Source organism: Methanosarcina sp. DH1, from assembly GCF_020804205.1.
Taxonomy (GTDB): Archaea; Halobacteriota; Methanosarcinia; order Methanosarcinales; family Methanosarcinaceae; genus Methanosarcina; species Methanosarcina vacuolata.
Genome location: NZ_WJBJ01000018.1, coordinates 15,855 through 39,156, shown reverse-complemented (window position 1 = coordinate 39,156; position 23,302 = coordinate 15,855). Strand labels below are relative to the sequence as shown.

At 40.3% G+C, this 23,302-nt stretch carries 19 protein-coding genes and 1 pseudogene; 12 read left to right on the top strand and 8 right to left on the bottom strand.

Features of this window, described 5'->3' with window-relative positions:
• The first annotated feature begins 110 nt into the window (after positions 1-110).
• From FXW07_RS08505 to FXW07_RS08495, 3 genes are all read left to right on the top strand, one after another.
• A complete protein-coding gene (locus FXW07_RS08505) occupies positions 111-557 on the top strand; it encodes a response regulator (protein WP_229395066.1) in 447 nt (148 codons plus the stop codon).
• 32 nt (positions 558-589) lie between these two features.
• The gene (locus FXW07_RS08500) at positions 590-2,830 is read left to right on the top strand and encodes a PAS domain S-box protein (RefSeq protein WP_229395065.1); all 2,241 of its coding nucleotides are present in this window, start codon (positions 590-592) and stop codon (positions 2,828-2,830) included.
• A gap of 123 nt (positions 2,831-2,953) precedes the next feature.
• Entirely contained in the window at positions 2,954-3,157 is a 204-nt protein-coding gene (locus FXW07_RS08495; RefSeq protein ID WP_229395064.1) for a hypothetical protein, read from the top strand.
• Positions 3,158-3,334: 177 nt separating this feature from the next.
• Here FXW07_RS08495 and FXW07_RS08490 read toward each other — a convergent pair whose 3' ends face one another.
• Entirely contained in the window at positions 3,335-3,682 is a 348-nt protein-coding gene (locus tag FXW07_RS08490) for a hypothetical protein (RefSeq protein ID WP_229395063.1), read from the bottom strand.
• Between the two features lie 733 nt (positions 3,683-4,415).
• On the opposite strand from FXW07_RS08490, the gene FXW07_RS08485 reads away from it, so the two are divergent.
• From FXW07_RS08485 to FXW07_RS08470, 4 genes and pseudogenes are all read left to right on the top strand, one after another.
• Complete coding sequence (locus tag FXW07_RS08485; protein WP_229395062.1) at positions 4,416-6,326, top strand: hydantoinase/oxoprolinase family protein; 1,911 nt, start codon at positions 4,416-4,418, stop codon at positions 6,324-6,326.
• Positions 6,327-6,588: 262 nt separating this feature from the next.
• Positions 6,589-8,640: a hydantoinase/oxoprolinase family protein gene (locus FXW07_RS08480; RefSeq protein ID WP_229395146.1), complete on the top strand. Its 2,052-nt coding sequence runs from the start codon at positions 6,589-6,591 to the stop codon at positions 8,638-8,640.
• 306 nt (positions 8,641-8,946) lie between these two features.
• Positions 8,947-9,492, top strand: coding sequence for an arginine decarboxylase, pyruvoyl-dependent (locus FXW07_RS08475; protein ID WP_229395061.1), 546 nt, complete (start codon positions 8,947-8,949; stop codon positions 9,490-9,492).
• A 124-nt stretch (positions 9,493-9,616) separates the two neighbouring features.
• A pseudogene (locus tag FXW07_RS08470) lies at positions 9,617-10,141 on the top strand (helix-turn-helix domain-containing protein); the annotation flags it as partial.
• A gap of 175 nt (positions 10,142-10,316) precedes the next feature.
• On the opposite strand, the gene FXW07_RS08465 reads toward FXW07_RS08470, so the two are convergent.
• Positions 10,317-10,517, bottom strand: a complete 201-nt coding sequence (locus FXW07_RS08465; RefSeq protein WP_048120144.1) for a hypothetical protein — start codon at positions 10,515-10,517, stop codon at positions 10,317-10,319.
• Positions 10,518-11,773: 1,256 nt separating this feature from the next.
• Between FXW07_RS08465 and FXW07_RS08460 the strand changes: the two genes are divergently transcribed.
• Positions 11,774-12,148, top strand: coding sequence for a hypothetical protein (locus FXW07_RS08460; RefSeq protein WP_229395060.1), 375 nt, complete (start codon positions 11,774-11,776; stop codon positions 12,146-12,148).
• A gap of 590 nt (positions 12,149-12,738) precedes the next feature.
• Here FXW07_RS08460 and FXW07_RS08455 read toward each other — a convergent pair.
• Complete coding sequence (locus FXW07_RS08455; RefSeq protein WP_229395059.1) at positions 12,739-13,422, bottom strand: flavodoxin family protein; 684 nt, start codon at positions 13,420-13,422, stop codon at positions 12,739-12,741.
• 96 nt (positions 13,423-13,518) lie between these two features.
• Between FXW07_RS08455 and FXW07_RS08450 the strand changes: the two genes are divergently transcribed.
• From FXW07_RS08450 to FXW07_RS08440, 3 genes are all read left to right on the top strand, one after another.
• Positions 13,519-13,656: a hypothetical protein gene (locus tag FXW07_RS08450; RefSeq protein WP_229395058.1), complete on the top strand. Its 138-nt coding sequence runs from the start codon at positions 13,519-13,521 to the stop codon at positions 13,654-13,656.
• 235 nt (positions 13,657-13,891) lie between these two features.
• Complete coding sequence (locus FXW07_RS08445) at positions 13,892-14,806, top strand: hypothetical protein (RefSeq protein ID WP_229395057.1); 915 nt, start codon at positions 13,892-13,894, stop codon at positions 14,804-14,806.
• Between the two features lie 225 nt (positions 14,807-15,031).
• Entirely contained in the window at positions 15,032-16,711 is a 1,680-nt protein-coding gene (locus FXW07_RS08440; protein WP_229395056.1) for an AarF/ABC1/UbiB kinase family protein, read from the top strand.
• A 157-nt stretch (positions 16,712-16,868) separates the two neighbouring features.
• Here the strand turns inward: FXW07_RS08440 and FXW07_RS08435 are convergent, their stop codons facing one another.
• On the bottom strand, positions 16,869-17,357 hold the full coding sequence (locus tag FXW07_RS08435; protein WP_229395055.1) for a thioredoxin family protein: 489 nt from the start codon (positions 17,355-17,357) through the stop codon (positions 16,869-16,871).
• A gap of 548 nt (positions 17,358-17,905) precedes the next feature.
• Between FXW07_RS08435 and FXW07_RS08430 the strand changes: the two genes are divergently transcribed.
• On the top strand, positions 17,906-18,055 hold the full coding sequence (locus FXW07_RS08430) for a hypothetical protein (protein WP_229395054.1): 150 nt from the start codon (positions 17,906-17,908) through the stop codon (positions 18,053-18,055).
• Positions 18,056-18,352: 297 nt separating this feature from the next.
• Here the strand turns inward: FXW07_RS08430 and lon are convergent, their stop codons facing one another.
• From lon to FXW07_RS08410, 4 genes are all read right to left on the bottom strand, one after another.
• Positions 18,353-20,743, bottom strand: a complete 2,391-nt coding sequence (gene lon / locus FXW07_RS08425; protein ID WP_229395145.1) for an endopeptidase La — start codon at positions 20,741-20,743, stop codon at positions 18,353-18,355.
• 99 nt (positions 20,744-20,842) lie between these two features.
• Entirely contained in the window at positions 20,843-21,262 is a 420-nt protein-coding gene (locus tag FXW07_RS08420; RefSeq protein WP_048120128.1) for a MarR family winged helix-turn-helix transcriptional regulator, read from the bottom strand.
• 307 nt (positions 21,263-21,569) lie between these two features.
• Entirely contained in the window at positions 21,570-22,250 is a 681-nt protein-coding gene (locus tag FXW07_RS08415) for a zinc ribbon domain-containing protein (protein ID WP_229395053.1), read from the bottom strand.
• A 4-nt stretch (positions 22,251-22,254) separates the two neighbouring features.
• Entirely contained in the window at positions 22,255-22,584 is a 330-nt protein-coding gene (locus FXW07_RS08410; RefSeq protein WP_229395052.1) for a zinc ribbon domain-containing protein, read from the bottom strand.
• Between the last annotated feature and the right edge of the window lie 718 nt (positions 22,585-23,302).

Here is a 23,302-nt window from a genome sequence, read left to right as displayed (position 1 = left end):
TAAAAATTAATCCCTATAAAAAATTTAAATTTTATATATTCGGCTCAAATTAGATAACCAGTTTCGGGAAAGCTCAAAATTTTTGACATATAACCAGGATGGTCATATAAATGAGAACTCGAATAGCATATAAACCGGTAGAGATTCTTGTAGTAGAAGACAGTAAAGGCGATATTGGACTAATAGAAGAAGGTTTCGAAGATGCAAAAATCGGGAACATTCTTCATATTGTAGAGGACGGAGAAGAAGCAATCGCTTTTTTACGTGGCGAAGGACAGTTTTCAGGTTCCCCGCGCCCGGATATAATACTTCTGGACTTAAATTTACCAAAAAAAGACGGGCGCGAGGTTCTTGAGGAAGTGAAAGGCGACGATGAACTTAAAAACATACCTATTGTGGTTTTAACTACTTCCAAAGCTGAGGAGGACATCCTGAGATCTTATAATCTGCACGCCAATGCATATATTACTAAACCTGTTGACTTTGATCAGTTTCTAGACGTAGTTAAGTCCATAGAAAATTTCTGGCTTGAGATTGTAAAGTTGCCATCAAAGTAAAGCCAGAATCACCCGGATAGGACGGTTTGACTATGTATAAAAAAGTAGAAATCTTGCTTTTTGAGGATAATCCCGGGGATGCAGGTTTAATTGAAGAGATGCTCGAAGGATTCACCGACTTTCAGTACGAATTTAAAACCGTTCAGACCCTTAACGAAGGTTTGAGCCTTCTTAAAGAGAATCGGTTTGATATAATATTATCTGACCTGGGATTGCCAGACAGCGACGGTATTGATACTTTTCTTGAAATTCATTCAAGGAATTCACGAATTCCCATTATAATTCTGACAGGAATGAATGATGAAAATATCGGAATTGAGGCTGTAAAGACAGGTGCTCAGGACTATCTGGTCAAAGGGCAGGTAGATGGCAGATTATTGAAACGTTCTATCCAGTATTCCATTGAGCGTAAAAAAGCAGAGGAAAGAGTTCAGAACTTAGCGAATATAGTGGAATATTCAAATGATGCTATTGTAACCCGGTCTCTTGATGGTTTCATTACCAGCTGGAACCTTGGGGCAGAGCAAATCTATGGATATCCAGCTGAAGAAATTTTGGGAAAGCCTGCAACAGTCTTAATGCCTTCCGTCCTGGTAAATGAATCACAAAAACTGACTGAAATGATAAAACAGGGAGAAAAAATTCACCAGTATGAGACTTCACGGTTAAGAAAAGACGGTACGGTTATAGATGTCTCAATGACTCTTTCTCCGGTTTTCGATATCTTCGGAGAGCTTATGGCTATCTCGGTTATCGCCAGAGACATAACCGAGAGTAAAAAAGCCGAAGAAAGGCTTCACAATAGTGAGGAAAGATATCGGATTGTTACGGAACAGACAGGTCAGTTAATATATGAGCACGATGTCGAGGAAAATAAAATCTACTGGGCAGGCACCATAGAAGAGATTACAGGATATACTCAGGAAGAACTGCTGGACACCGGTATTGAACTATGGATAAACAATGTCCACCCTGAAGACCAGAAGAAAGTCTGGAATCAAAAGATAAACGGCTGCAGCCATGACGTGAGGAACACTGAAAATAAGAGGAATTTCCACCTTGAATATCGTTTTAGAAGGAAGGACGGAGAATATATCCATGTTGAAGATCATGGGGTCTGTCTTCAAAAGGGAAATTATCTTACAAACAAAGTCCTCGGAATAATGAAGGATATCACAGAGCGTAAGCGGATAGAAGAAGAACTGCGAAAGTCCGAGGAACGCTTTCGTCTCGCCCTGAGAGGCTCAAGAATTGTTATGTTCAGTCAGGACCTCGAGCTGAGGTACACGTGGGTGTACAACCCTGCGCCTGGCTTCAAAATCGAGGATGTCCTGGGTAAGCGTGACTACGAGATATATCAGCCGGAGGATGCTGAGATATTTACCGCTATCAAGCGTCAGGTATTAGACAGTGGCACAGGTAGACGTGACGAGGTAGTCACCCATAGGTCAGCTTCTGCTGGTGGTAATCTGGTCCATGATATGACCACGGAGCCGCTGCACGATGCCACAGGAAACATTATCGGGATCATCTGCGTCGCAATGGATATTACTGAGAAAAAGGAAGCTGAAAATTTCCTGAAAAAAATTGAAGAAGCCCGTAAAAAGGAAATTCATCATAGAATTAAAAATAATCTGCAGGTAATCTCGTCTCTGCTAGACCTGCAGGCTGAAAAATTCGCTGTCAATGAGATTTATGATACTTCAAAGGTGCTTGCAGCTTTCAGGGACAGCCAGAACAGGGTTATTTCTATGGCTTTGATCCACGAAGAACTGTATGGATCAAAAGAAGTCAGTACTCTTAATTTTGCAACTTACCTTCAAAAACTGACTGAGGAGCTCTTCAGGTGTTACAACGTTGGAGCTTCGGAAGTCAAAATGGTTCTGGAAATAGAGGAAAATATTTTCTTTGATATGGATGCTGCAGTTCCGTTAGGAATGATTATTAATGAGCTGGTCTCAAATTCCCTCAAACATGCATTTCCAGGTGGGAAAACAGGAGAAATTAAAATAAAACTCTCACGGGAAATAAGTGAAAAATCTGAAGATAGCGGAATTGAAGATAGTAACGAAGCATGTAAAAGTACCAGTTATATCCTGGTCGTTTCAGATAACGGAGCAGGCATACCTGAGAGCATCAGTCTGGAAGACTCCGATACCCTTGGAATACAACTGGTAACCATCCTGGTAGACCAGTTAGACGGAGAACTTGACTTGAACAGGGACTCTGGAACTGAGTTCACTATAAAAATCACAGTAGCGGAAAAGAAGTAAAAACGTGTCAGTGAGAGCAAGTCGATAGAGACGTTTATTTCACAGTTAATCTTTTTTTAATGTTTTGCATTGTCAACAATATAACAAATTATATAACACCAGCTGGTGCGTTGATTCCGAAGTATGCCAAAAATGAGCTTTTTAAAAACCACGGAAAGCATGGAAAATACGGAAGGCATGGAAAATATGGAAGGCATGGAAGATACGGAAGGCATGGAAGATACGGAAGGCACGGATGATGCAGAAGACACGGATGATACAGAGGACACGGAAATAAGTAGTAAATGCTTGGCTCTTCCGTGCTTTCCGCGTTTTCCGTGGTTGTAATATCCAGATAAAATCAATCTTTCGAATCAATCTTTCGAATCACTCTTCGGACGACTGCGTTTTCCGTGTTACAAAATTCCATGTGACTTTAAAATAATGTTTGCGTCATAAGCTGTAATTATTTTATTAGTATGTATTTATTTCAGAATCGATGCACTCGTTCTTTCTTCATAGCTTTTATGGTTTCCATCCCTCAGCTTCTAAAGCTTCCAGTACTGTATAAACTCTACGATCTGTAGTTCCGCTTTGTTCTGCTATTTCATCTATGGCTGCTTTAGGAATCAGTCCGTCACTCTCTGCTTTACGCTGGACTAATAATGAAGCTATTTCATTGAATGTCTTTTTAGCCCCGTTAAATTTTTTATTCTCGCCATCGTCTTCTGTACCTGATAAATTTAGAAACTCCCTTGCAAATTGTTTTGACGTTTCACTAACATTCACTCCCTTCTCAGGTGTCCATTCTAAAAAATCCAGTTTGCAAGCTTGCACTTCTGTGAGATATATTTCATCATTTTGATCTCCCATAAAATTTACCAACTCCTAAAATTAGGACTTCTGTTTGATTCTAGTTTAGCATGAAAATGCTGCTATCTGCAAGCACTTTCATTGCTTGTACATGTTATTCGAAGAGTATAATGTACGTTTTCTATTACTAATTGTGTGTCAAATAGTAAAGTACTTTTTTAATTCAGGATTCTATCGAAAGTATGAGCTCATTCCAAAACCAACTTTTATTTCCAAATTCATAAATGTTTCAGAATTACTTTCCTTCTCATTTTTCTTATAAGTTTTTTAGATAATTACCCCATCGCGGGATTCAAAAACTAAGTTTGAGTTTTTGTGCGGGTCCAATAATTAATTTGTAGTCTGAAATAAACATATTTTTGTTAAACTTAATATTAATATTTCAGATTTTTTATCTAATACCATTACTTAACAATCAAAAATAGTATTTGCAAAAAATTACATAGTACATGACTAAAATAATTTAATATTTAAATAAAATCGTCTATTACTTACCTGAAATCGTCTATTACTTACCTGAAATCGTCTATTATTTACCTAAAACCGTCTTAGATTTTTTCCTTTTTATTTGTCAAAAACCACTAACTTTCCCAATAGCATATTATGCACATGAATAAAATACTTTTAAATATAATATATGCCCGGCAATTTTAACCATATAAACTATCTCATGACCCAATTCATGAACCCCAATTCTAAAAAATGAACAGGAGGCATTTAGATACAATACAGCATGGGAATTGATGCAGGAGGCACCTATACTGATTCGATTATCATTCGGGACTCAGATGGCAAAGTGATAGATTCGAACAAGGCGCTTACCACCTATCCTGACCTGCTCACAGGAATTAAAAATTCCATAGACGGGCTGGATGAGAAATATTTAAAAGACGTAAAAATGGTTTCGGTCTCAACAACGCTTGCTACAAACACAATCCTTGAAAAAAATGGCTATCCTGTAGGGTTGATCCTCGTAGGAGATTATGAAATTCCGGAAAGAAAGGATATTGAGTTTCATACTATCGTAAAAGGAGGGCACGACCATCACGGAGCCGAACTGGTTTCTCTTGATATGGAAGCTGTGGAAGCTTTTGTCAGTAAGGTTAGGGATAAGGTTTCAGCCTTTGCAGTCTCGTCCTATTTCAGTATCCGAAACCCTGCTCATGAACTGGCAGTCAAATCCCGCATCCAGGAACTTACCGGGATGCCTGTGGTCTGCGGACACGAACTTTCACTTGACCTTGGAGCCTACGAGAGAGGGGTTACAGCCTACCTGAACGCCCAGTTGATTCCTATTGCAAACCAGTTTATCCGCTCAATCAGGGAAGAAATCTCCAGGCGAGGAATGGACTCAAGGCTGTTGATGCTCAAATGTGACGGTTCGGTAGTGGGCATTAACGAAGCCCTGGAAAAACCAATCGAGTCTATCTTTTCGGGCCCTGCAGCAAGCCTTGTAGGAGCGTCACACCTTTCAGGGCTTGAGACCTGTGCAGTTATTGACGTAGGCGGGACAAGTACGGATGTTTCCATGCTCGAAAACGGGCTTCCTGAACTCTGTGAGGAGGGCGCTGTAGTCGGAGGCTGGCAGACAAAGGTAAAAGCTATCCGGATGGAAACCTCAGCAATGGGAGGGGACAGCCATGTCTGGATCAGGAACATGAAAATAAATATCGGCCCAAGGCGAGTTATCCCACTCTGCGTTGCAGCGGTTAAATACCCCGGTTTTCTTGAAGTCCTGAGAAAAGGAAGAATTCCTGGAGCTATGCATCCTGACGAAAATGTGCAACCTACTAAGTTTTTTGTAAGGACAGGCATTGAACCCTCAGACCTCGGAAAATTTGAAGCAGAACTCTTTGACAGGATAGGAGATTTTCCGGCATCGCTTAATGATATTTTCTGGGAGACCAGGAAAACGCTTTCTCCGGGTCTGCTTGATTCGCTCATAAGAAAACGCCTGGTCCAGGCAATAGGTTTTACCCCAACCGATGCGCTTCATGTGCTCGGAGAATATACAGCCTGGGACCAAGAAGCCTCAAGGGTAGGAGCAAAACTTCTGGAACGATATACCGAGACCGACCATATCGAGATCTGCAAACAGATAAAACAGGACGTTGCAAGGAATATGGCCTTAAACCTAGTATCTTTTATCCAGACGGATGTGCCGTCCTCCGAAATCGAGAAAATCCTGCTTTCTGACAGGTTTACACAGTTCAAAATGAAAATCCCTGTGGTGCTGATAGGAGGCCCTGTAGTTGCATACACCAGGGAGTTGAAACAAATTCTCGATGCCGACATCATAATCCCGGAGCATGCCGAAGTAGGAAACGCTGTCGGAGCCGTTGTAGGCAAGGGCATAAAAAGAATTGAAATCCTGATCAAAAGCGCCTACTCAAAAGATAAGAAAAGGCTCGTTCTTCTGTTTTCGCCTCAGGGCAGGGAAACCTTTGGAAGCTACTCAGACGCTCTGGAATATGCCGATGTTCTGGGAAGAAAACTCATCATGGAATACATGACCGAAGCAGGGCTCGACAAAGGACAGATCCAGATCGAAGTCAGTAGAAAAGATATATCTCTTAGTGAAGCAGGGGCAGTACCCTTAGAGACAAAGCTTGTTTTCGTTGGAGTTGGAATGCCAAAAGTTTGAGTTCCGGAAACCTCCCGGAATATTTATATTTACCCTCAATAGTGCAATAATGCAATAATTAATTCAGTGTTTGGTCTTTAGTCTCTCACCAGCTCCTGAGGACCGAACAGAATTGGACGTAATGTCCTGATTTTGCGGTCAGAACATCAGCAAGTAATTAAAAATGGCATAAAAGGAACAGCATTACAAATGGCAAGGAAAGAGTAATGCAAAAACGCCAGAAAGTAAATGTGGAGATATAAAAATGGAATGCAGTTCAAAAATGGCATATGATCTGGGCATTGATGCAGGTGGAACTTATACTGATTCGGTTTTAATAAGGAAATCGGATGGAAAAGTTGTATGCTCAAACAAGGCCCTCACAACTTATCCTGATCCTATAGAAGGAATAAAGAAGTCAATTGACGGACTTGACCCGGAAAAGATAAAACTCGTGACTGTAGTTTCGGTTTCAACTACTCTTGCCACCAATACTATCCTTGAAGGAACAGGATATCCTGTTGGGCTCATCCTTATCGGAAATTATGATGTTCCTGAAGATTCGGGAATTGAGAACTGGATTATGGTAAAGGGAGGGCATGACAGTAATGGCGAGGAAGTCGCAGCCCTTGACCTGCCGGCAGTAGAAAAATTCGTACTTGAAATAAAAGACAGGGTATCGGCTTTTGCAGTCTCTTCTTACTTCAGTGTGCGAAATCCGGAGCATGAGCTGCGTGTAAAAACCCTGATCCAGGAATTGACAGGGCTGCCTGTGGTCTGCGGGCATGAACTGGCCCAGTCGCTCGGGGCTTATGAAAGGGGAGTTACTGCCTACCTCAATGCCCAGCTCCTGCCTGTAGCAGAAGGCTTCTTAAAAACGATAGTAACTGAGATAGAAAGAAGAGGCCTCAACCCGAGAATTGCCATGCTCCGCTGCGACGGTTCTGTAGTAAGCATGCAGGAAGCTATGAAAAAACCCATAGAATCGGTCTTTTCAGGCCCCGCAGCAAGTCTCCTTGGAGCTTCCTATCTGTCCGGGCACGAGACCTGCACTGTAATTGACGTCGGAGGAACAAGCACGGATGTCTCCCTGGTCCATAAAGGACTGCCAGACCTCAGTGAGGCAGGAGCAGTTGTGGGAGGCTGGCAAACAAAAGTCAGAGCTCTGCGTATGGAAACTTCGGCTATGGGCGGAGACAGTCATATCTGGGTCCAGAGCGGCAATATACACATAGGCCCCAGGCGGGTTATCCCTCTCTGCAGGGCAGCAGTCCTGTACCCCGATTTTATGAACACTCTGAAAAAGCGCTGGATTCCGGACAGGCTCAAGCTGGACGAACATATCCAGGCAACAAAGTTCTTTGTCCGGACAGAACAGAAACCTGTCAATTTGAACCGGGAAGAAAAAGAGCTCCTTGCCCTTATACGGGACGAACCGCGTTCCCTCAAAGATGTCTACTGGGACAAAAGTATCCTCCCTCCAAAGAGAGTAATGGATTCTCTAATCCAGAAGCGGCTTGTTCAGGTAATCGGTTTTACCCCAACAGATGCGCTTCATGTGCTTGGTGAATATACTGAATGGAATGTTGAAGCTTCGGAAATCGGAGCTACTCTGCTTGCAAACTTCATAGGGATTGACAGGGATGAGTTCTGTCTAAATGTTAAGCGGCTCTTTGCCAGAAACATGGCCCGAGACCTCATTGCTTTTCTGATGGAAGGAGTGGACAGGAAAGAAATTGAAAAAATGCTTGATGGCAATTTCTTCGCTCGTTTTAAAGTGGATATCCCTGTTGTCCTGCTTGGAGGGCCGGTAAGGGCATATGTGGACGAACTGAAGAAGCTCATAGATGCCGAAGTCTTTGCTCCTGAACACTCAGAGGTTGGAAATGCCGTCGGAGCTCTTGCAGGAAAAGGGACAAAACGCATTGAGATAACAGTGCGCACGCTTTACAGTGAGTCCAAGTATGACCTTAAAACAAAAGGGGTCTTTGTGTACACACCTGTAGGAAGGAGGCATTTCATAATCCGGAGTGAAGCCGTGGAGTTTGCTGAGGAGTTTGGAAGAAAGCTGATTCTTGATTATATGGCCGAATCCGGGCTTCTCCCTGACCAGGTTACAGTTAATGTACAAAAAAAAGATATAAAAGTCCACGCAGGTGAAATTCCGATAGAGACAAGATTTATCTTTGAAGGGGTTGCAAATTCTAATGTCTATGAAAAAGCTCTTTCTGGGCAGGGGAAAAAAGATGATGGCTTTACAGAACTAAACAGGCAGGTCCATTCGCTGGGTTGTAATTCCTGTGGAGAATTCTCTATCTCTGAAAATTATGAGTAAAAAGGGTAAAGTTCATAACTGTGGCTTACGTTTCAGAAATTAAAGATATAACTATGAGCTCAGTAGTTTAACTTACAACAATTAAAAAATTTTCAAACAAATTTGAAAATTTTATAACGTGTATCGGTTGCTCATACAATGGAAACCACACAGTAAATGCATAAATCTCTTAAGGATAGGACTTACGCACTTGAGAAGCAAAATCAATTAAGGCAAAAACTGTGGATTAAAGTCGGTTTTTAGGCAGTTAACGGTCTGAAGCTATTGATTCTTCATTTCAACTGCGTAAGTCCTGAAGGAGTTAACATGATCCCAAAAAAATCATTTTTGACAAAGGGTACAGGGGTACACAAAGACCGATTAGCATCTTTTGAACTTGCGCTAAGGGCTGCAAAGATTGAGAAATTCAATCTTGTAAGTGTTTCGAGTATTCTGCCCCCGAATTGCAAAGTCGTACCCAGAGAAGAAGGACTTTCAGAGTTAAAACCTGGTGCCATTGTCCATTGTGTACTTGCAAGGAATGATACTAATGAGCCTCATCGTTTAATGGCTGCAGCCATAGGGACTGCAGTTCCTGTAAATGAAGACAACTACGGGTACATTTCCGAACATCATTCTTTTGGAGAAGAAGAAATTATTGCAGGAGAATATGCTGAAGACCTGGCGGCAACAATGCTTGCGACCACCCTTGGAATAGAGTTTAACGCAGAAATGGCCTGGCATGAGAGAGAGCAGGTATACAAGGCGAGCGGGCATATCTTTGACACATTCCATATGTGCCAGACCGCAAACGGCGACAAGGATGGAAAATGGACCACGGTTGTAGCTGCAATGGTTTTCGTCACAATATAAGTCACAGAATAAATGAGTTGAGAAAGACAAATTAAAAACTTTAAGAAACTATGTTTTAGAAACGAGGCCATAACAATTTAAATTTAGTGCGTTTTTATATACTTAAAATGTTATAGAGCTCTTTATGGTGAAAATCAAACTTAAAGATAACGAGGAGCAATACCTCCAGGACTTTGTTAAAAAAGGACAGAAAAATGCAAGAGAATTGATCAGAGCACGAATTCTATTACTTGCAAACAAAAATAAAAAGAATCTGGAGATCGCTGAAATACTGAATGTCGGCAGGAATACCGTTGGGAGAACCAAGAAGAGATACCTGGAGGAAGGTCTCCAAAGAGCTCTTCAAGATAATCCAAGAACCGGTCAACCCATAAAATATACAGAGAAACACATTGCGGAAATCATAGCTCAAGCGTGTACTCCACCTCCTGATGGAAGAAAAAAGTGGACACTTGCACTGCTGACTGAAGAATTGAAGAAAAAAGAAGGTTTTGAGACAATAAACAAAGAGAGCATCAGGCTTGTTTTAAAAAAAGCAAAAATAAGCCCTGGTCGAAGAGAAAGTGGTGCATCCAAACTATAGGCGCAGAATGTAGGAAAAGAATGTATGACGTTCTCAGTCTTTGAAGAAGACTATGATCCGGAAAAAATTCATTGTATCTCATTTGGTAGTTGCATTATTTGGCCTCGGACTTATAGATATGAATCTGGCATCACAAATGCCCTAAATTTGAGATTTTATTGAAAGTTTCCATCGTAACACCAGAGCCATTTTTCATAGGTTTATTTTTTACATAATTTGACTATCCTTAGCCAATATGCGATTAAATCTTTAAGTTTATATACAATGAAGTACTCTTAGCGTATTGGGCATCTGGGAAGGTCATAAGAGACCTTTTAACTCTTTTTAATAACCCCCCATACCCCCCAACTCCCCAATAACCGGATGCCCAATCCCCATTAATGCTATGTTCAATATTTTTATCTTCAATATTATTTATCCAGAATGTCACCTTCTTTTTCACATTGCTAGAACATCTTTAGCTTTGTCTGCCATATGATTTCATATAGATTTCAGGTTCGATCCGAATGGAGTCCAACTGATATTGAGGTCCAACTGATATTGAGTTACAACTGATATTGGATTACAACTGATATTGGGTTACAACTGATATTGAAATTGTTTTTAGAGCTTGTTTTTGCAATTCGTTTATGCACTTTTTCGTTACATGAAGCGGATATCGAGTTCCTGGAAAATGAATTTCCATCTTACCTTAAAGATTGCGATCTGGACAATTCTTAAACAAAGCTGTCCGATTTCATATATTATTAGACTTTTCCACGAATACCAAACCGAAAGTACACGCACCTGACCATAGAAGTGCTTGACGCTAGCGGGCTGAGATTCCTGGACCTTACCACGTCCACCGAATCAGCAGGAATGATAAAGCGTTTTAAGCTCATGATACTGGTTTTTTAGTTAGGCTACGTACTGCATAGCTCTTGTGCTGTCATTAATCGCAAAGTAGCTTCCTATGCATGTGCCTGGAAAATAAAATAAGCAAATTTTTCACTTTTTTGTAAGATCTAATGATTTAAATCGGTTTTTTTCATGTCATTTCTATTATTTATTAAGATATATCGATTTTAAAGTTTAAAAAAACTTATTTTCCCTAAAAACTTCCATTAAAGCCCATTTTGCTTGAAAAAACCTGTATTCAGGCAAAAAATGCTTAATCGATAACAGAAGCGGCAATTCAAAGACACAATCACAAAGCAAATTGTTGATCGTATATAAAGAACAAATACAACAGGGTTTTTTTGAATCTGTTAAAAGGCTTATATACCTTAGATCCTGGCAGTTCGCCTTGAAACACCAATGTTAAGGCGGTTTATAAGCATTAAACACGTTATATGTCGATAAAAATAAGTTTTAAGTTTTAAAAACATTTATTTTACAAATTAAACCATTTAAAACTATTATTTCATTAATTAAACCCTTTTAAGCTATTTTTTGGTATAAGTATATTTATATTTTATATAACGAATTTTAAAATTGTCAAGCTGCGTGTAGTCGGCAGGACACCTAGAACAAGTGAGGACACCTAGAACAAGTGAATTGAACAGAGTAAATTTAACAGGTAATTTAAGGTATAAAACAAAATCACGTAATATAAACAAAGTAAAATAAAAACCAAAGAAATAAATAACGTTTTACAAATAAAAAGAGTTTAAATAAGTTTCTGGAGAATAAATTTCTGGAGTGAGGTATGTGTTAGAAATGAAAAAGACATTGGGAATTTTCCTGGCAGTCTGTTTTGTACTGTCAGTGACAGTTGCATCAGTCAGTGCAGCTCCTTGGGACAATAATAAGAACAAAAAGGATGGAAATAAATTTAAGTTTGACAACTACAACGGAAAGAAGTGGGATAACGACAAGAGAAAATTTGATAACGATAAGAGAAAGTGGGATAACGATAAGAGAAAGTGGGATAACGACAGGAAAAAGTGGAACAATAAGAAACATGGCAAAGAGTACAACAAATGGTACAAAATGTATATGAGCTGGTTCGTCAGCTACAATACGTTCTGCAGTTCTTACAACAAATTCTATAGCTACTACTACGAGTACTCCTATGTATTCTACAGCAGATAAAAGCCACTATGTAAAAGCCACTATGTAAAAGTCACTATAAAAAACGATGAGGATTGGCTGTATAAGAAGGTAGTTATCTCGTCATACACCCCTCTATTAAATAAACAACAATCTGGATAAAGAAATGGGTTCGATTAAAGTTTGGAGTGGGTCATGTATTGAAAATAAAACAGATGCTGGGAGTTTTCCTGGCATTCTGTTTTGTACTGTCTTGCACTGTAAGTAACAATTTTATCATTAAGTTAAATATAGCACCCTGCGACAATGACAGGAACAAACGAGATAACAGTAATAGGTTTGACGACAACGACAGGAAGATTTGATCCTATAATTGTGACAAAATATTTTACTATGCGATTATCCTCATAATGTCCTCATAAAAACCAATGCAGCCTTGAATTGGAAATCATTTTATCCATAGGGGATGATGAAGATCCCTTTTATCTTTTAATCTTCTTTTTCCTGTTTTTCGTATTTTTACGCCTTCTTCCTTCCACGTATTTCTCCTTTTTGGGCAGGGCCGCCAGACAAACTGGTGGATGTTTTCGATATTACAGGAGTTAAAAATCGGTATCAGGAAGTAAAATAACTCAAGTTTTATTGCTTTTGTTCTGTTCTTTCAGAGCTTTTTGCCGTTTAACGAATCTGGCTCCCATCTCAAAGGCTTTCTGGCAGTCCTGAGGGAATACTTCTTTTCGCCTTTTTGCCTTTTCCTGAGGATTGAAAATAGACGAAGAGTATTTTGAATAATCATCAAACTGGGATGTGTCGGTGCTGCATAACGATTCGGAATAACCAAATATCCTTGTTGCAACCCATTCGTTTGCCTCAATAAGCTTATTAGTCCCAACCATCTCAAAAAGGTCCTCAGTGATGTTCATAGTGTAGATAAAACCAACAGGAATATTTTTGGGATAAAATGTTTGTGTGTCAGTAGAGTAGGTTATATACGGAAATATATAGCGCTCCATAAAGGATCGCATTTCTCCTGTGGAATTTCCAAGGTAAATTGGCGATCCGAGTATTACGGCATCGGCTTCCTCCAGCCTTTCAAGCACAGGTGTCAGTTCATCCTTTACTGCGCACTTTCCAAAGCTTTTTCCACCTATTAATTTGCAGGCGAAACAACTTATACAGCCTTTAAAGTCAAGGTCATAGAGGTGGATTAATTCGGTTTCTGCACCTTCTGAAGCTGCACCTTCAAGGGTTTTTTCCAGCAGGGTGGCTGTGTTCCAGTTCTTTCGAGGACTTCCGTTTATTGCTATCACTTTCATGACTTTTACCTCGGGTTTTTAACTTTCTTTACATTTATATTCGCAATATAGGTACGTTAGGCAATACAGGCCCTTAGTTTTCTTTATGTAATCACTATGGTTATAAGTTTCACTACGTTACAGATTATTGGGACCATTAATGTCACAAATAACATCACAATGGGCAGGCTTCTGAACCCTGGAAAAGTTTCCGAGCCAGATTCTTTGGTCTACCTGCGCTTTTTTCTCGAATGATAGGTAATTTTTTAACTCAGTAATGGAAATATATAAATTATTTATTAAGTTGGCCTGTTTCATATAATAATGTGAAAAACTCCAATTATAATTTCAGTATTTTTAAGATACTACATATAAGGAACAAAGGAACACTAACAGCCTCCCAGTCCACGGATGCTTTTCCAGAGTTGAGAGTTTCATGAATAAGCAAAAAGCCATACTGATATTATTATTGCTCCCGCTCATTCTATTTATGCTGTTTCTCTACGGCCCTTTCTTATTAATGGAATTGCTTGACAGTTCCTTGTACTACTCCGAAGAAGTTGATATTGGGTCTTTTGATTACAATTCCGTACTTACGAAAGCTGAGAAAGCTGGTTATGAGGTAGAAGGCTCATGGCCCTGGCCAGGAAACTTTTCGGGCTTTGAACCAGGAGATGTCCCTGAAGTCCGGGAAAACTTCGGAAGTGCTGTTCTTGTGCAGAATATACGGCTTAACTATAAAGATGACTCCGAACTTATGGTCTTTGTATGTGAAAACGGAACTGAAACCGGGATCAGAACCTGTATTGCAGTCTCGAATTTTAGCCATTCCGACCCCGAGTCCCCTTTACAGCTATCGGAATTTCCTGATGACTCCTGGATGCTTGAAAAATTAGGGCTCCTCTTCGGCTCGGATGAAAAAGCTTCGGAAAAGTATCTTGAGGCTCTGAAAAAAGCTGCACAAAACCAGACATGGGACGCCGAAATACAGGTAAAAGAGTCTCCAGATTTTCCGGCTGTACATGCGTATCTTACGGAAAACAGTGATGATTCCAGTTACGACAATTACGTTTTGGGCTTTTATGGAGGCCCCGATATAGGCTCGGATACGAAAGAAGTTTTTTTTAAGGACGGGAACCAGGTAGGTTCAGTAAGTTATTTTGTCCCAAAGGCAGGGGTCGTGACTTTTGATAAGGGTAACAGGTACACAGGGAACAAGTATATAGTTGAACTCGATTCTTCAGGAAAGGTCAGGCTTGAAATCATAATGCATGTCGGAAGCGTCGGAGAGTCGATACCTGAAAAGAAATATCGCGCATTTTTCAGGGAGATGTTTGAAGAAATAGGACTTCCTCCTGAAGCGGTGGACAACTTTGAATTTTTACACACCTCTTTAATGATGTGATGAAACTGCCTGAAGCTTAAGGAATTTCTTTATCTCCCTACCTGAAGCTTAAGGAATTTCTTTATCTCCTGGGACCTGGAGTTTGTAAATAACTTGAATAATATGAAAACGGGATAAGAAACAGGAACTCTAATATAAGGATAACTAAAAATATATAATATATCCTGTTAACTTATTATAAAAATAAATTAACAACCCCCATAAAAATTCCAGGCTAATGACATTATGATACGTAAAAAGCTTCATCGCTATGCCATGTTGAAACGATATGGCCAGATAATCGAGGTTCTCCAGAAGTATGGGTTTGGATATGTTGTTGAAAAGATAGGTTTGAGCAGTATCAGGGACTTGACCTATAAGTTTAACAATAAAGATAAGATAGACAGACTCAACACTTCAGGCCCGATTAGAGTACGTAAGATACTTGAGGAACTGGGTCCGACCTACATTAAGTTAGGTCAATTGCTGAGCATGAGGCATGACCTTATTCCTCTGGAATATGCTGCCGAGTTTGCAAAACTTCAGGACGAGGCGCCTTCTTTTGAGTTTGAAGAAGTTGAACTAATTATAAGAGAAGAGCTCGGACATCCCATTGAAGAATTATTTGAATGTTTTGAAAAAAAACCACTTGCCTGTGCATCTATTGGTCAGGTGCATAGGGCAAAGATAAAAGATGGCGATGAGGTTGTCGTAAAAGTCCAGCGTCCTGGCATAAAGGAGGTAATCGAATCTGATCTGGACATTATGTACAGTATAGCCAGACTTGTTGATGAACATATGCCAGAGGCGAGATTATACAGGCCGATTGAGATTGTTGACGAGTTATCTCGCAGTATTCTTGCAGAAATAGATTATACTCAGGAAGGCTGGAACGCAGATCGTTTTGCAGACAATTTCAGGGAAAATAGCCAGGTCCATATTCCACGGGTTTACTGGGACTATACAAACACATGTGTGTTGACGCTGGAATATATCAAAGGTATAAAAAGTAGCCGTGTGGATTTACTGGACAGGCAGGGCTTTGATAGGAGCACTATAGCTTCTGTAGTCATAGAAGCTTTCATGCAGCAGGTATTTGAAGATGGCTTTTTCCATGCAGACCTGCATCCCGGAAACATCCTTATAATGGAAAACGGAATCGTAGCTTTTCTTGATTTTGGAATGACAGGCCATCTTTCCTCGGAAATATGCGATATGTTTCTGGATGGCATGGTAGCTTTAGTTAATGGAGATAGTTCGTTGTTCATCGAGTTACTCCGAGATATGGGTTGTATAGACTCTTATGCAGACACAAGGTTATTGAAAGAGGATGTTGAATCTTTTCGATCCAAATACTATGGTAAGTCTCTCAAAAACCTTGATGCCTCCATGATAATTGAAGAATTGATAAGCATTTTAAGAGACCACCAGGTTGCGATGCCTCATAATATAGTCTTACTGGTTAGAGGTATAGTGGCTGTTGAAAGCTTTGGACTTATAATGGACCCGGATTTAAATTTTAGCGAACTTCTCGAACCTTATGCAAAAAACGAATTGAAAAAGCGTTTTTATCCACAAAGCCTGGCTCACAAAGCCTATAACAATATTTCAAGCTGGACACGTCTCTTTCGAAAAGCACCGAATAAAATCTCACATATACTTGATCATGCTGAAAATGGCTATTTGAAAATAAAATTTGAATCTGAGGACGGCAACCGGCTGGTGTCCGAGATTGACGTTGCAAGTAATCGGTTATCTATCAGTTTGATTATCTCTGCTATGATTGTCGCTTCCTCTCTGGTCATTCAAACACATATGAGACCTCTTGTTTGGGGTGTTCCTTTTCTTGGCACATTCAGTTTCGTTATTGCCAGCATCTTTGGACTGTGGCTTATATATAATATATTTAAGACAGGCAGGATGTGACTTTCCAAATGCATACTTTGCAGAAAAATAGATAGCACAAAAAATTATGAATTTGAAATTTTACTGCAAAAAGTGGATTTTATTTGGGGATTTTATTTGGGGATTTTATTTGGGGATTTTATTTGGAGATTTTATTTGGAGATTTTATTTGGGGATTTTATTTGGATTTGATATTTTCTTTCTGCAGCGCTAGATCCAGAACTTTTTCGAATTCTTGCTGATCCCTGAGTCCAAGAATTCTGGCCGTGAACCTGTCCTTGCTGACGTTTCCATCCTCTTGCATATATACGTATTCTCCGTTTTCAATACCTATGATCACAGATGAGTCAGGAATAGAGCTTATTCCGAAATACTCAATAAATTCAGGGCTTTGTTCTAGATCTACAGACATGATCGTTGCTTTTCCTTCATATTTATTTGCCAGTTCCTGAAGGATAGGCTCCATTTTCTGGCATGGCCCACACCATTCGGCGCCGATTTTCAAAAAGACCGGGCCTTTCTCAAGTGATGTATTTATCTGCTCAAGTTCGGTCGTATTGACAATGGAACCATTATAATGAGACTCTTGGGTAGGTTTTGGCTCAGTACAACCAGCTGTAAAAAGCACAGCTATAATCAGAATCGATAATATAACTAATTGCTTCATTTTGATCGTCTGCTACTACATGATTAATGTTTTATTTTCTATAGGATTTCCGCAGTAACTGAAAGCAAATGTCTGAGTAAAACAACAAACAGCCATATTTATTGATATTCAATGAACTAACTTCTGTAAGTTGATTTTCTTTAATTTTGTATTGATTGCTTTTTTACATTTTCCATTAATTATCATACTTATATGTGAAGTCAAAACGAATATCAATAAACTTATTTGAGTAGGCTAAATTGTTACGTAGAGCCTATCCAAAAAGTCAATGGTGGCATGTTGTATCAGTTACAATAGTTTATAATATTAAATATCAGTTAATTTGTGCACGCTTCTAACTATAAAAGTTATAATAAGTATAATACTTTTTGACATGCCCTAAAAAGTAAACTAAGATATAATTCCATAATCTTTATGTTTTTAACTTCAAACATGGTGATTTTTGATTTTTTGGCTTTGATGGAGTTCCGGTTTTGTAAATCAGACTCTAATGACAATCCAGAACTTTAAAAGAGCCGTCTTTTATTCCATTCTCAATACCATTTTGCATGTTTTTCTATGAAGAGGAAAGACGTTTTTTCAAAGTTTTCTGGGTAAAAATTGGGAGAAAAATCAGGAGGAAATCAGGAAGGAAAATTAGAGGAAATCAGGAAGGAAAGTTAGGAGGAAATCAGAAAGAAAAATCAGGAGGAAAGTAGGAAGAAAAATCAGGAGGAAATCAAAAAGAAAAATCAGGAAGAAAAATCAGGAGGAAATCAAAAAGAAAAATCAGGAAGAAAAATCAGGAGGAAATCAAAAAGAAAAATCAGGAAGAAAAATCAGGAGGAAATCAAAAAGAAAAATCAGGAAGAAAAATCAGGAGGAAATCAGGAAGAAAAATCAGGAGGAAATCAAAAAGAAAAATCAAGAAGAAAAATCAGGAGGAAATCAGGAAGAAAAATTGGATGGGTATTATGGTCTGAAAACCGTAAGCCCAATCCTGCATTTCTTAACGTTTATACACTATGCGTAATTGCAAAGCTGTTTCCTGAATATGAGGGTACTACCGGCCTGGGCAGATCAATATCCAGAGCTTCTCTCAAGACCTCTTCGATGGTCTCTACAGGCACGAACTGAAGTTCGTTTCTGGCATCTTCAGGTACATCCTCAAGGTCCCTCTCGTTCTCTTTTGGCAGGATTATCTTCTTTATGCCTGCCCTGTGAGCTGCCAGAACTTTCTCTTTTATGCCTCCAACAGGCAGTACTGCACCGCTCAACGTTATTTCCCCTGTCATGGCAAGCTTGGGGTCAACCGCTTTGCCGGTTATGAGGGATGTGAGGGCGGTAAAGAGGGTTACGCCTGCTGAAGGGCCGTCTTTCGGGGTTGCACCTGAGGGCACATGGATGTGGATATCGCTTGAAGTAAAGTCAAAGCTGTTTGCAGTGTTTGCAAGCCTTGACCTGACAAGACTCAAAGATATCTTTGCAGATTCCTTCATCACATCTCCAAGCTGGCCTGTAAGCGTGAGTTTTCCACTGCCTGGCATAAACGTGCCTTCTATGAAGAGGATATCTCCTCCCACTGGCGTCCATGCAAGCCCTGTGACAACGCCTGGGACATTCTCTTTTCTGGCTTCTTCCTGCCGGATTATTTCTTTTCCGAGAATTTCTTTGAGCATATCAGCCCTGACCACGTAAGGAAGGTCGGCCTTGCCTGATACGATCTTTTCGGACACAAACCTTGCAATCTTAGCAAGCTGCTTTTTAAGCCCACGGACACCAGCTTCGCGGGTATACTTCTCGATGATTACTTGCAGGGCTTCATCTTCAATTTTAAGTTTCTCCGCATCAAGGCCGTGGTCTTCCAGTATGCCAGGCACCAGGTGGTCTTTTGCAATTGCAAGTTTCTCATTCTTTGTGTAACCTGAGATCTCAATGGTCTCCATTCTGTCAAGAAGCGGCCAGGGGATACTTGCCAGAGAGTTGGCTGTTGCTATGAACAGGACATCGGACAGGTCATATGGGATTTCCAGATAGTGGTCTGAGAACGTGCTGTTCTGTTCAGGGTCAAGGACTTCCAGGAGAGCACTTGCCGGGTCTCCGGAATACGAAGCTGAAAGCTTATCGACCTCATCAAGAATAAATACAGGGTTTTTAGTGCCTGCTTTTCTCATGCCCTGAATAATTCTTCCGGGCAGGGCACCGATATATGTCCGCCTGTGTCCCCGGATTTCGGCTTCGTCCTTGACGCCTCCGAGGCTGGCCCTGATATATTTTCTGCCCAGCGCATCAGCAATGCTTTTCCCAAGGCTTGTTTTTCCGGTTCCGGGAGGCCCTATCAGGAGCAGAATTGAGCCCTGCTTCTCGTGTTTTAATTTCATGACTGCCAGGTGCTGGATTATTCTCTCTTTGACCTTCTCCAGTCCGTTGTGGTTGCTCTCAAGCACCCGACGGGCTTCGGCAATATCGATGCTCTTTTTCTCCTCGGTTACCCAGGGAAGGTCGATCAGGAGGTCAAGATAATTCCTTATAACAGGGGCTTCAGGATTGTGACTGCCTCCGGTTTCGAGTTTCTTTAATTCGGAAAATGCCTTCTTTTTTACATCATCAGGCATGGTTGAGTTTTCAATTTTCTCCCTGTATGCAGCATCGCCTGAAAGCGAGTCATCCCCTTCATTGAGCTCTTCCTGAATCACTTTCAGTTGCTCGCGGAGCATTGCCTCTCGATTTGACTTGCTTATTTTGTCAGTGACTTTTCTTGCCATTTCGATCTGGAGATTGATATTTTCTTTATGCTTTGTAAGGATATGAAGGAACACAAGATGCCTCTCACGAACCGAGGCAAGCTCCAGGAGGTCCTGCTTTTCGGCAAGTTTTACGGGTATATACGGCATGACAAAGCCTATTATCTGGTCAATGGAGTCCATCTTGTCTATTGACCGGGTAAACTTCTCGGAGCCCTGGAACCTGTTGCTGATCTCGTGAATTGTCTTTTTTATATTTGCCATTACCTCGGTCTCAGCATCCTCATCGAAATCCGGTAGATCATGGACAGGCCTGTAAGTTGTGTAGAACAGCCCATTTTTCCTATACAGAGAAATAGCCTCTACCCTTTCGAGAGCCCTTGCAACAACGAGATATCCGTTATCGGCAGGCTGGACATATTTAATATAAAGGAGATTTCCAGTTCTGTACAGTTTATCCTCTGTTAGGTCGGAAGGTTTTGTGCCGCTTTGTACTGTCAGCCCGATGGCATATACAGATTCAGCGTTTTTCATGTCATTCAGGAGGGTTTCTCCTGTGACTTTGTCAGCAAGGAATTTGGCCCGGCTTTTCGGGTAGACAACTACCTCAAAGAGCGGCATTACGATGCTTTCTCTGTTTTCATCGGGTTGTTCTGGATACATTGTCAATCGTCTCATTTTTTTGAATTTGTTCTTCTGTCTACCAGGTCAGTCCAATTATTTAGTTTGAATTAACCTAACTTTTTCGCTGGACAAAAAAAATCACCACACCTTTTCAAGGAGGTCGATAAGCGTGTCAATTTCTTTCTCGTCCAGAGATCCTGCCATTTTTTCAATGACCTTCAACAATGCGTTTTCTTCGGCACGAGCTATTCTCCGTCCTTTTTCAGTCAGGCGAATGTAGAATATTCTCCCGTCTTCCGAGGACTTTTCTTTGTACACGCAGTCCATTTTTACGAATTTGTTTACCATCTCTGTGATGGTTGGCTTTGAGTTTCGGGTGATCTTAGCAAGCCTGCTAAAAGTCACGTCCCCATGTTCATCGATAATCTTCAGATACCCAATCTGTTTTATAGTGATATCCGATAACCCGCATTGAGAGAGGATCTCACAGGAGCATTCGCTTTTGATTTTGATCAGATTTTCAAAGACTAATAACAAATGCTCTTTTTTCTCTGTCATGCTGGATCTGGATAGTTAGTTAGGTATTGCCTAATTATATAGTTTTTGGCTGGGCAACCTCCGGTCAGGGATTGGAAGGTTAACGTATGTTTGTCCATGCTGCAAGAAGGGCATGAGAGGTAATTTTTAAAAATCAAATAAATTTACGAATATTCCACTAATTATTTAGTTATCCGACACCCGCGGAACGCAAAGAAGGACTTGTGTGTCTTATCCTTCAATAGAAAAAATAATGAACCAAAAGCTCCTACCTCGAACCTGAGCTGTCAGGCGAAGGATTCAGGGAGGAGTAGTTCACTCAGAGAGATTAATTTAACTTTGTACCACATTCTCCGCAGAACCTGGTACCAATGGAGACCTTGTTGCCACAGTTTGGACATTTTGTAAGGGTAAGGGATGCTCCGCAGTTATTACAGAATTTTCCTTCACCTGAGGGTTTGCCGCATTCCAGACATAAAGTTTGCCTTCTCTCTATATTTCCTTTAAATACATTTGCATTTTCAGCTTTGTCCCTCATTTCATCTACCATGCGTTCTGCTCTAATTGCAGTCAGCTCAACATTTTCCCTTGGTGCACATTCTACACAGAGATTATCCTGTTCATTCCAGTCGGCTTCACAGACATAGTGCTTGCATCTTGGGCACCTGAAGAAATGTTCTTTTGCCTCATTCTGGGCTATTTCAAAGGCATCTTCCCACTCCTTGCGCCATTCAGGAGACATTCCCTGCTTTCGGTCGTTGAGTATATCCACGCCTCTTTCCAGTGCATTTCCAACACCGTACTGGCCTACAAGGTCGGAGCCTGCAGAAAGGGCTCTTCCAACCATGCCAAACAGGCCTGTCTTCTTATATGTTTTGGATTCGATGAATCTTGTTTTGTAGCCGTCTTCACAGATGTCACAGTAGAAAGTAAACTGGAAACCTGCTTCTGAACTGTTGTCTTCATAGTTCCTTGTAAAAGGTTGGAGTTGTGATGTCTTGAATCCCATATTATTACCTCAACGGTTTACCGCATTTGATACAATTCTTGCTTGCAGGGGACTGTTCAGTCCTGCATTTAGGATTAGGGCAGACAATTAAAAGAGGAACACTGCAATTGCTGCATTTATCCCCGAGAAATGTTTCTTTTCCGCAACTTTGACATGTGATCCACAGCAAAACGCCGCAGTGTCCGCAGACTTTTGCCCCGTCCTCAAGAGGGTACCTGCATACAGGGCATCTCATAGGCCCAAGAGGGTTCTCATGCGTACAGAAAGGACAGAAATTAGAATCACGAGCGATTAATTTACCGCAGTAGTTACACGGATGTTTATAACTGGCCATCTCTTTCCCTTTGTTAACTTTTTATTTGCCTGGAAGATGCCCGACAAATATACTATCAATATTTATTGTATTGTAGCTTTTTAAATTTTCTATATTGAACTGTAAAATTCAGGATCTCAAAAAATCAGACTTGAACCCTGATCATTTTCTCAATGAAACGGCGCAGAATCGGGTATTATCAGAAAAGTTACAAGAAACTCAAAACTATAATTCTATATATAGGAAAAATTATTTTACAACCATGACAGACTCGATTGGCAATCTCCTCTCCACTTTGAAACAAAATATTCCTTATTTTAAAGACCACGACGTAAGTTCTGAAGTGATGCTTGGAGCATTGATGCACTTATTCCTTATCCTTTGCTTTATTGTTTTATTTTACTTGTTAGTGAGAAAATTCATGTAACTTCAGAAGGAGATAGAGTCGTAAAAGTAGCTACTGGTTAGCCATCAAAAAAATTTCAGCGCAAAAATATTCCCTTCCAAAAAACTCTCTAATTTTTGGAGGCATTTTCATCGAAAAGGTCTGTTCTTCTTTACTCATTTCTTTATATTTGGCATGAAAATGCTGCCATCAAGCAAGCATTTTCATTGGTTGTGCATGTTATTCGAAGAGTATCATGTACGTTTGGCATGAAAGTGCTCTCAAGTACTTTCATTTTTGGGGCATGTTATTCGAAGAATATCATGTATGTTTTTTGATTATTTTTAGTTAAAA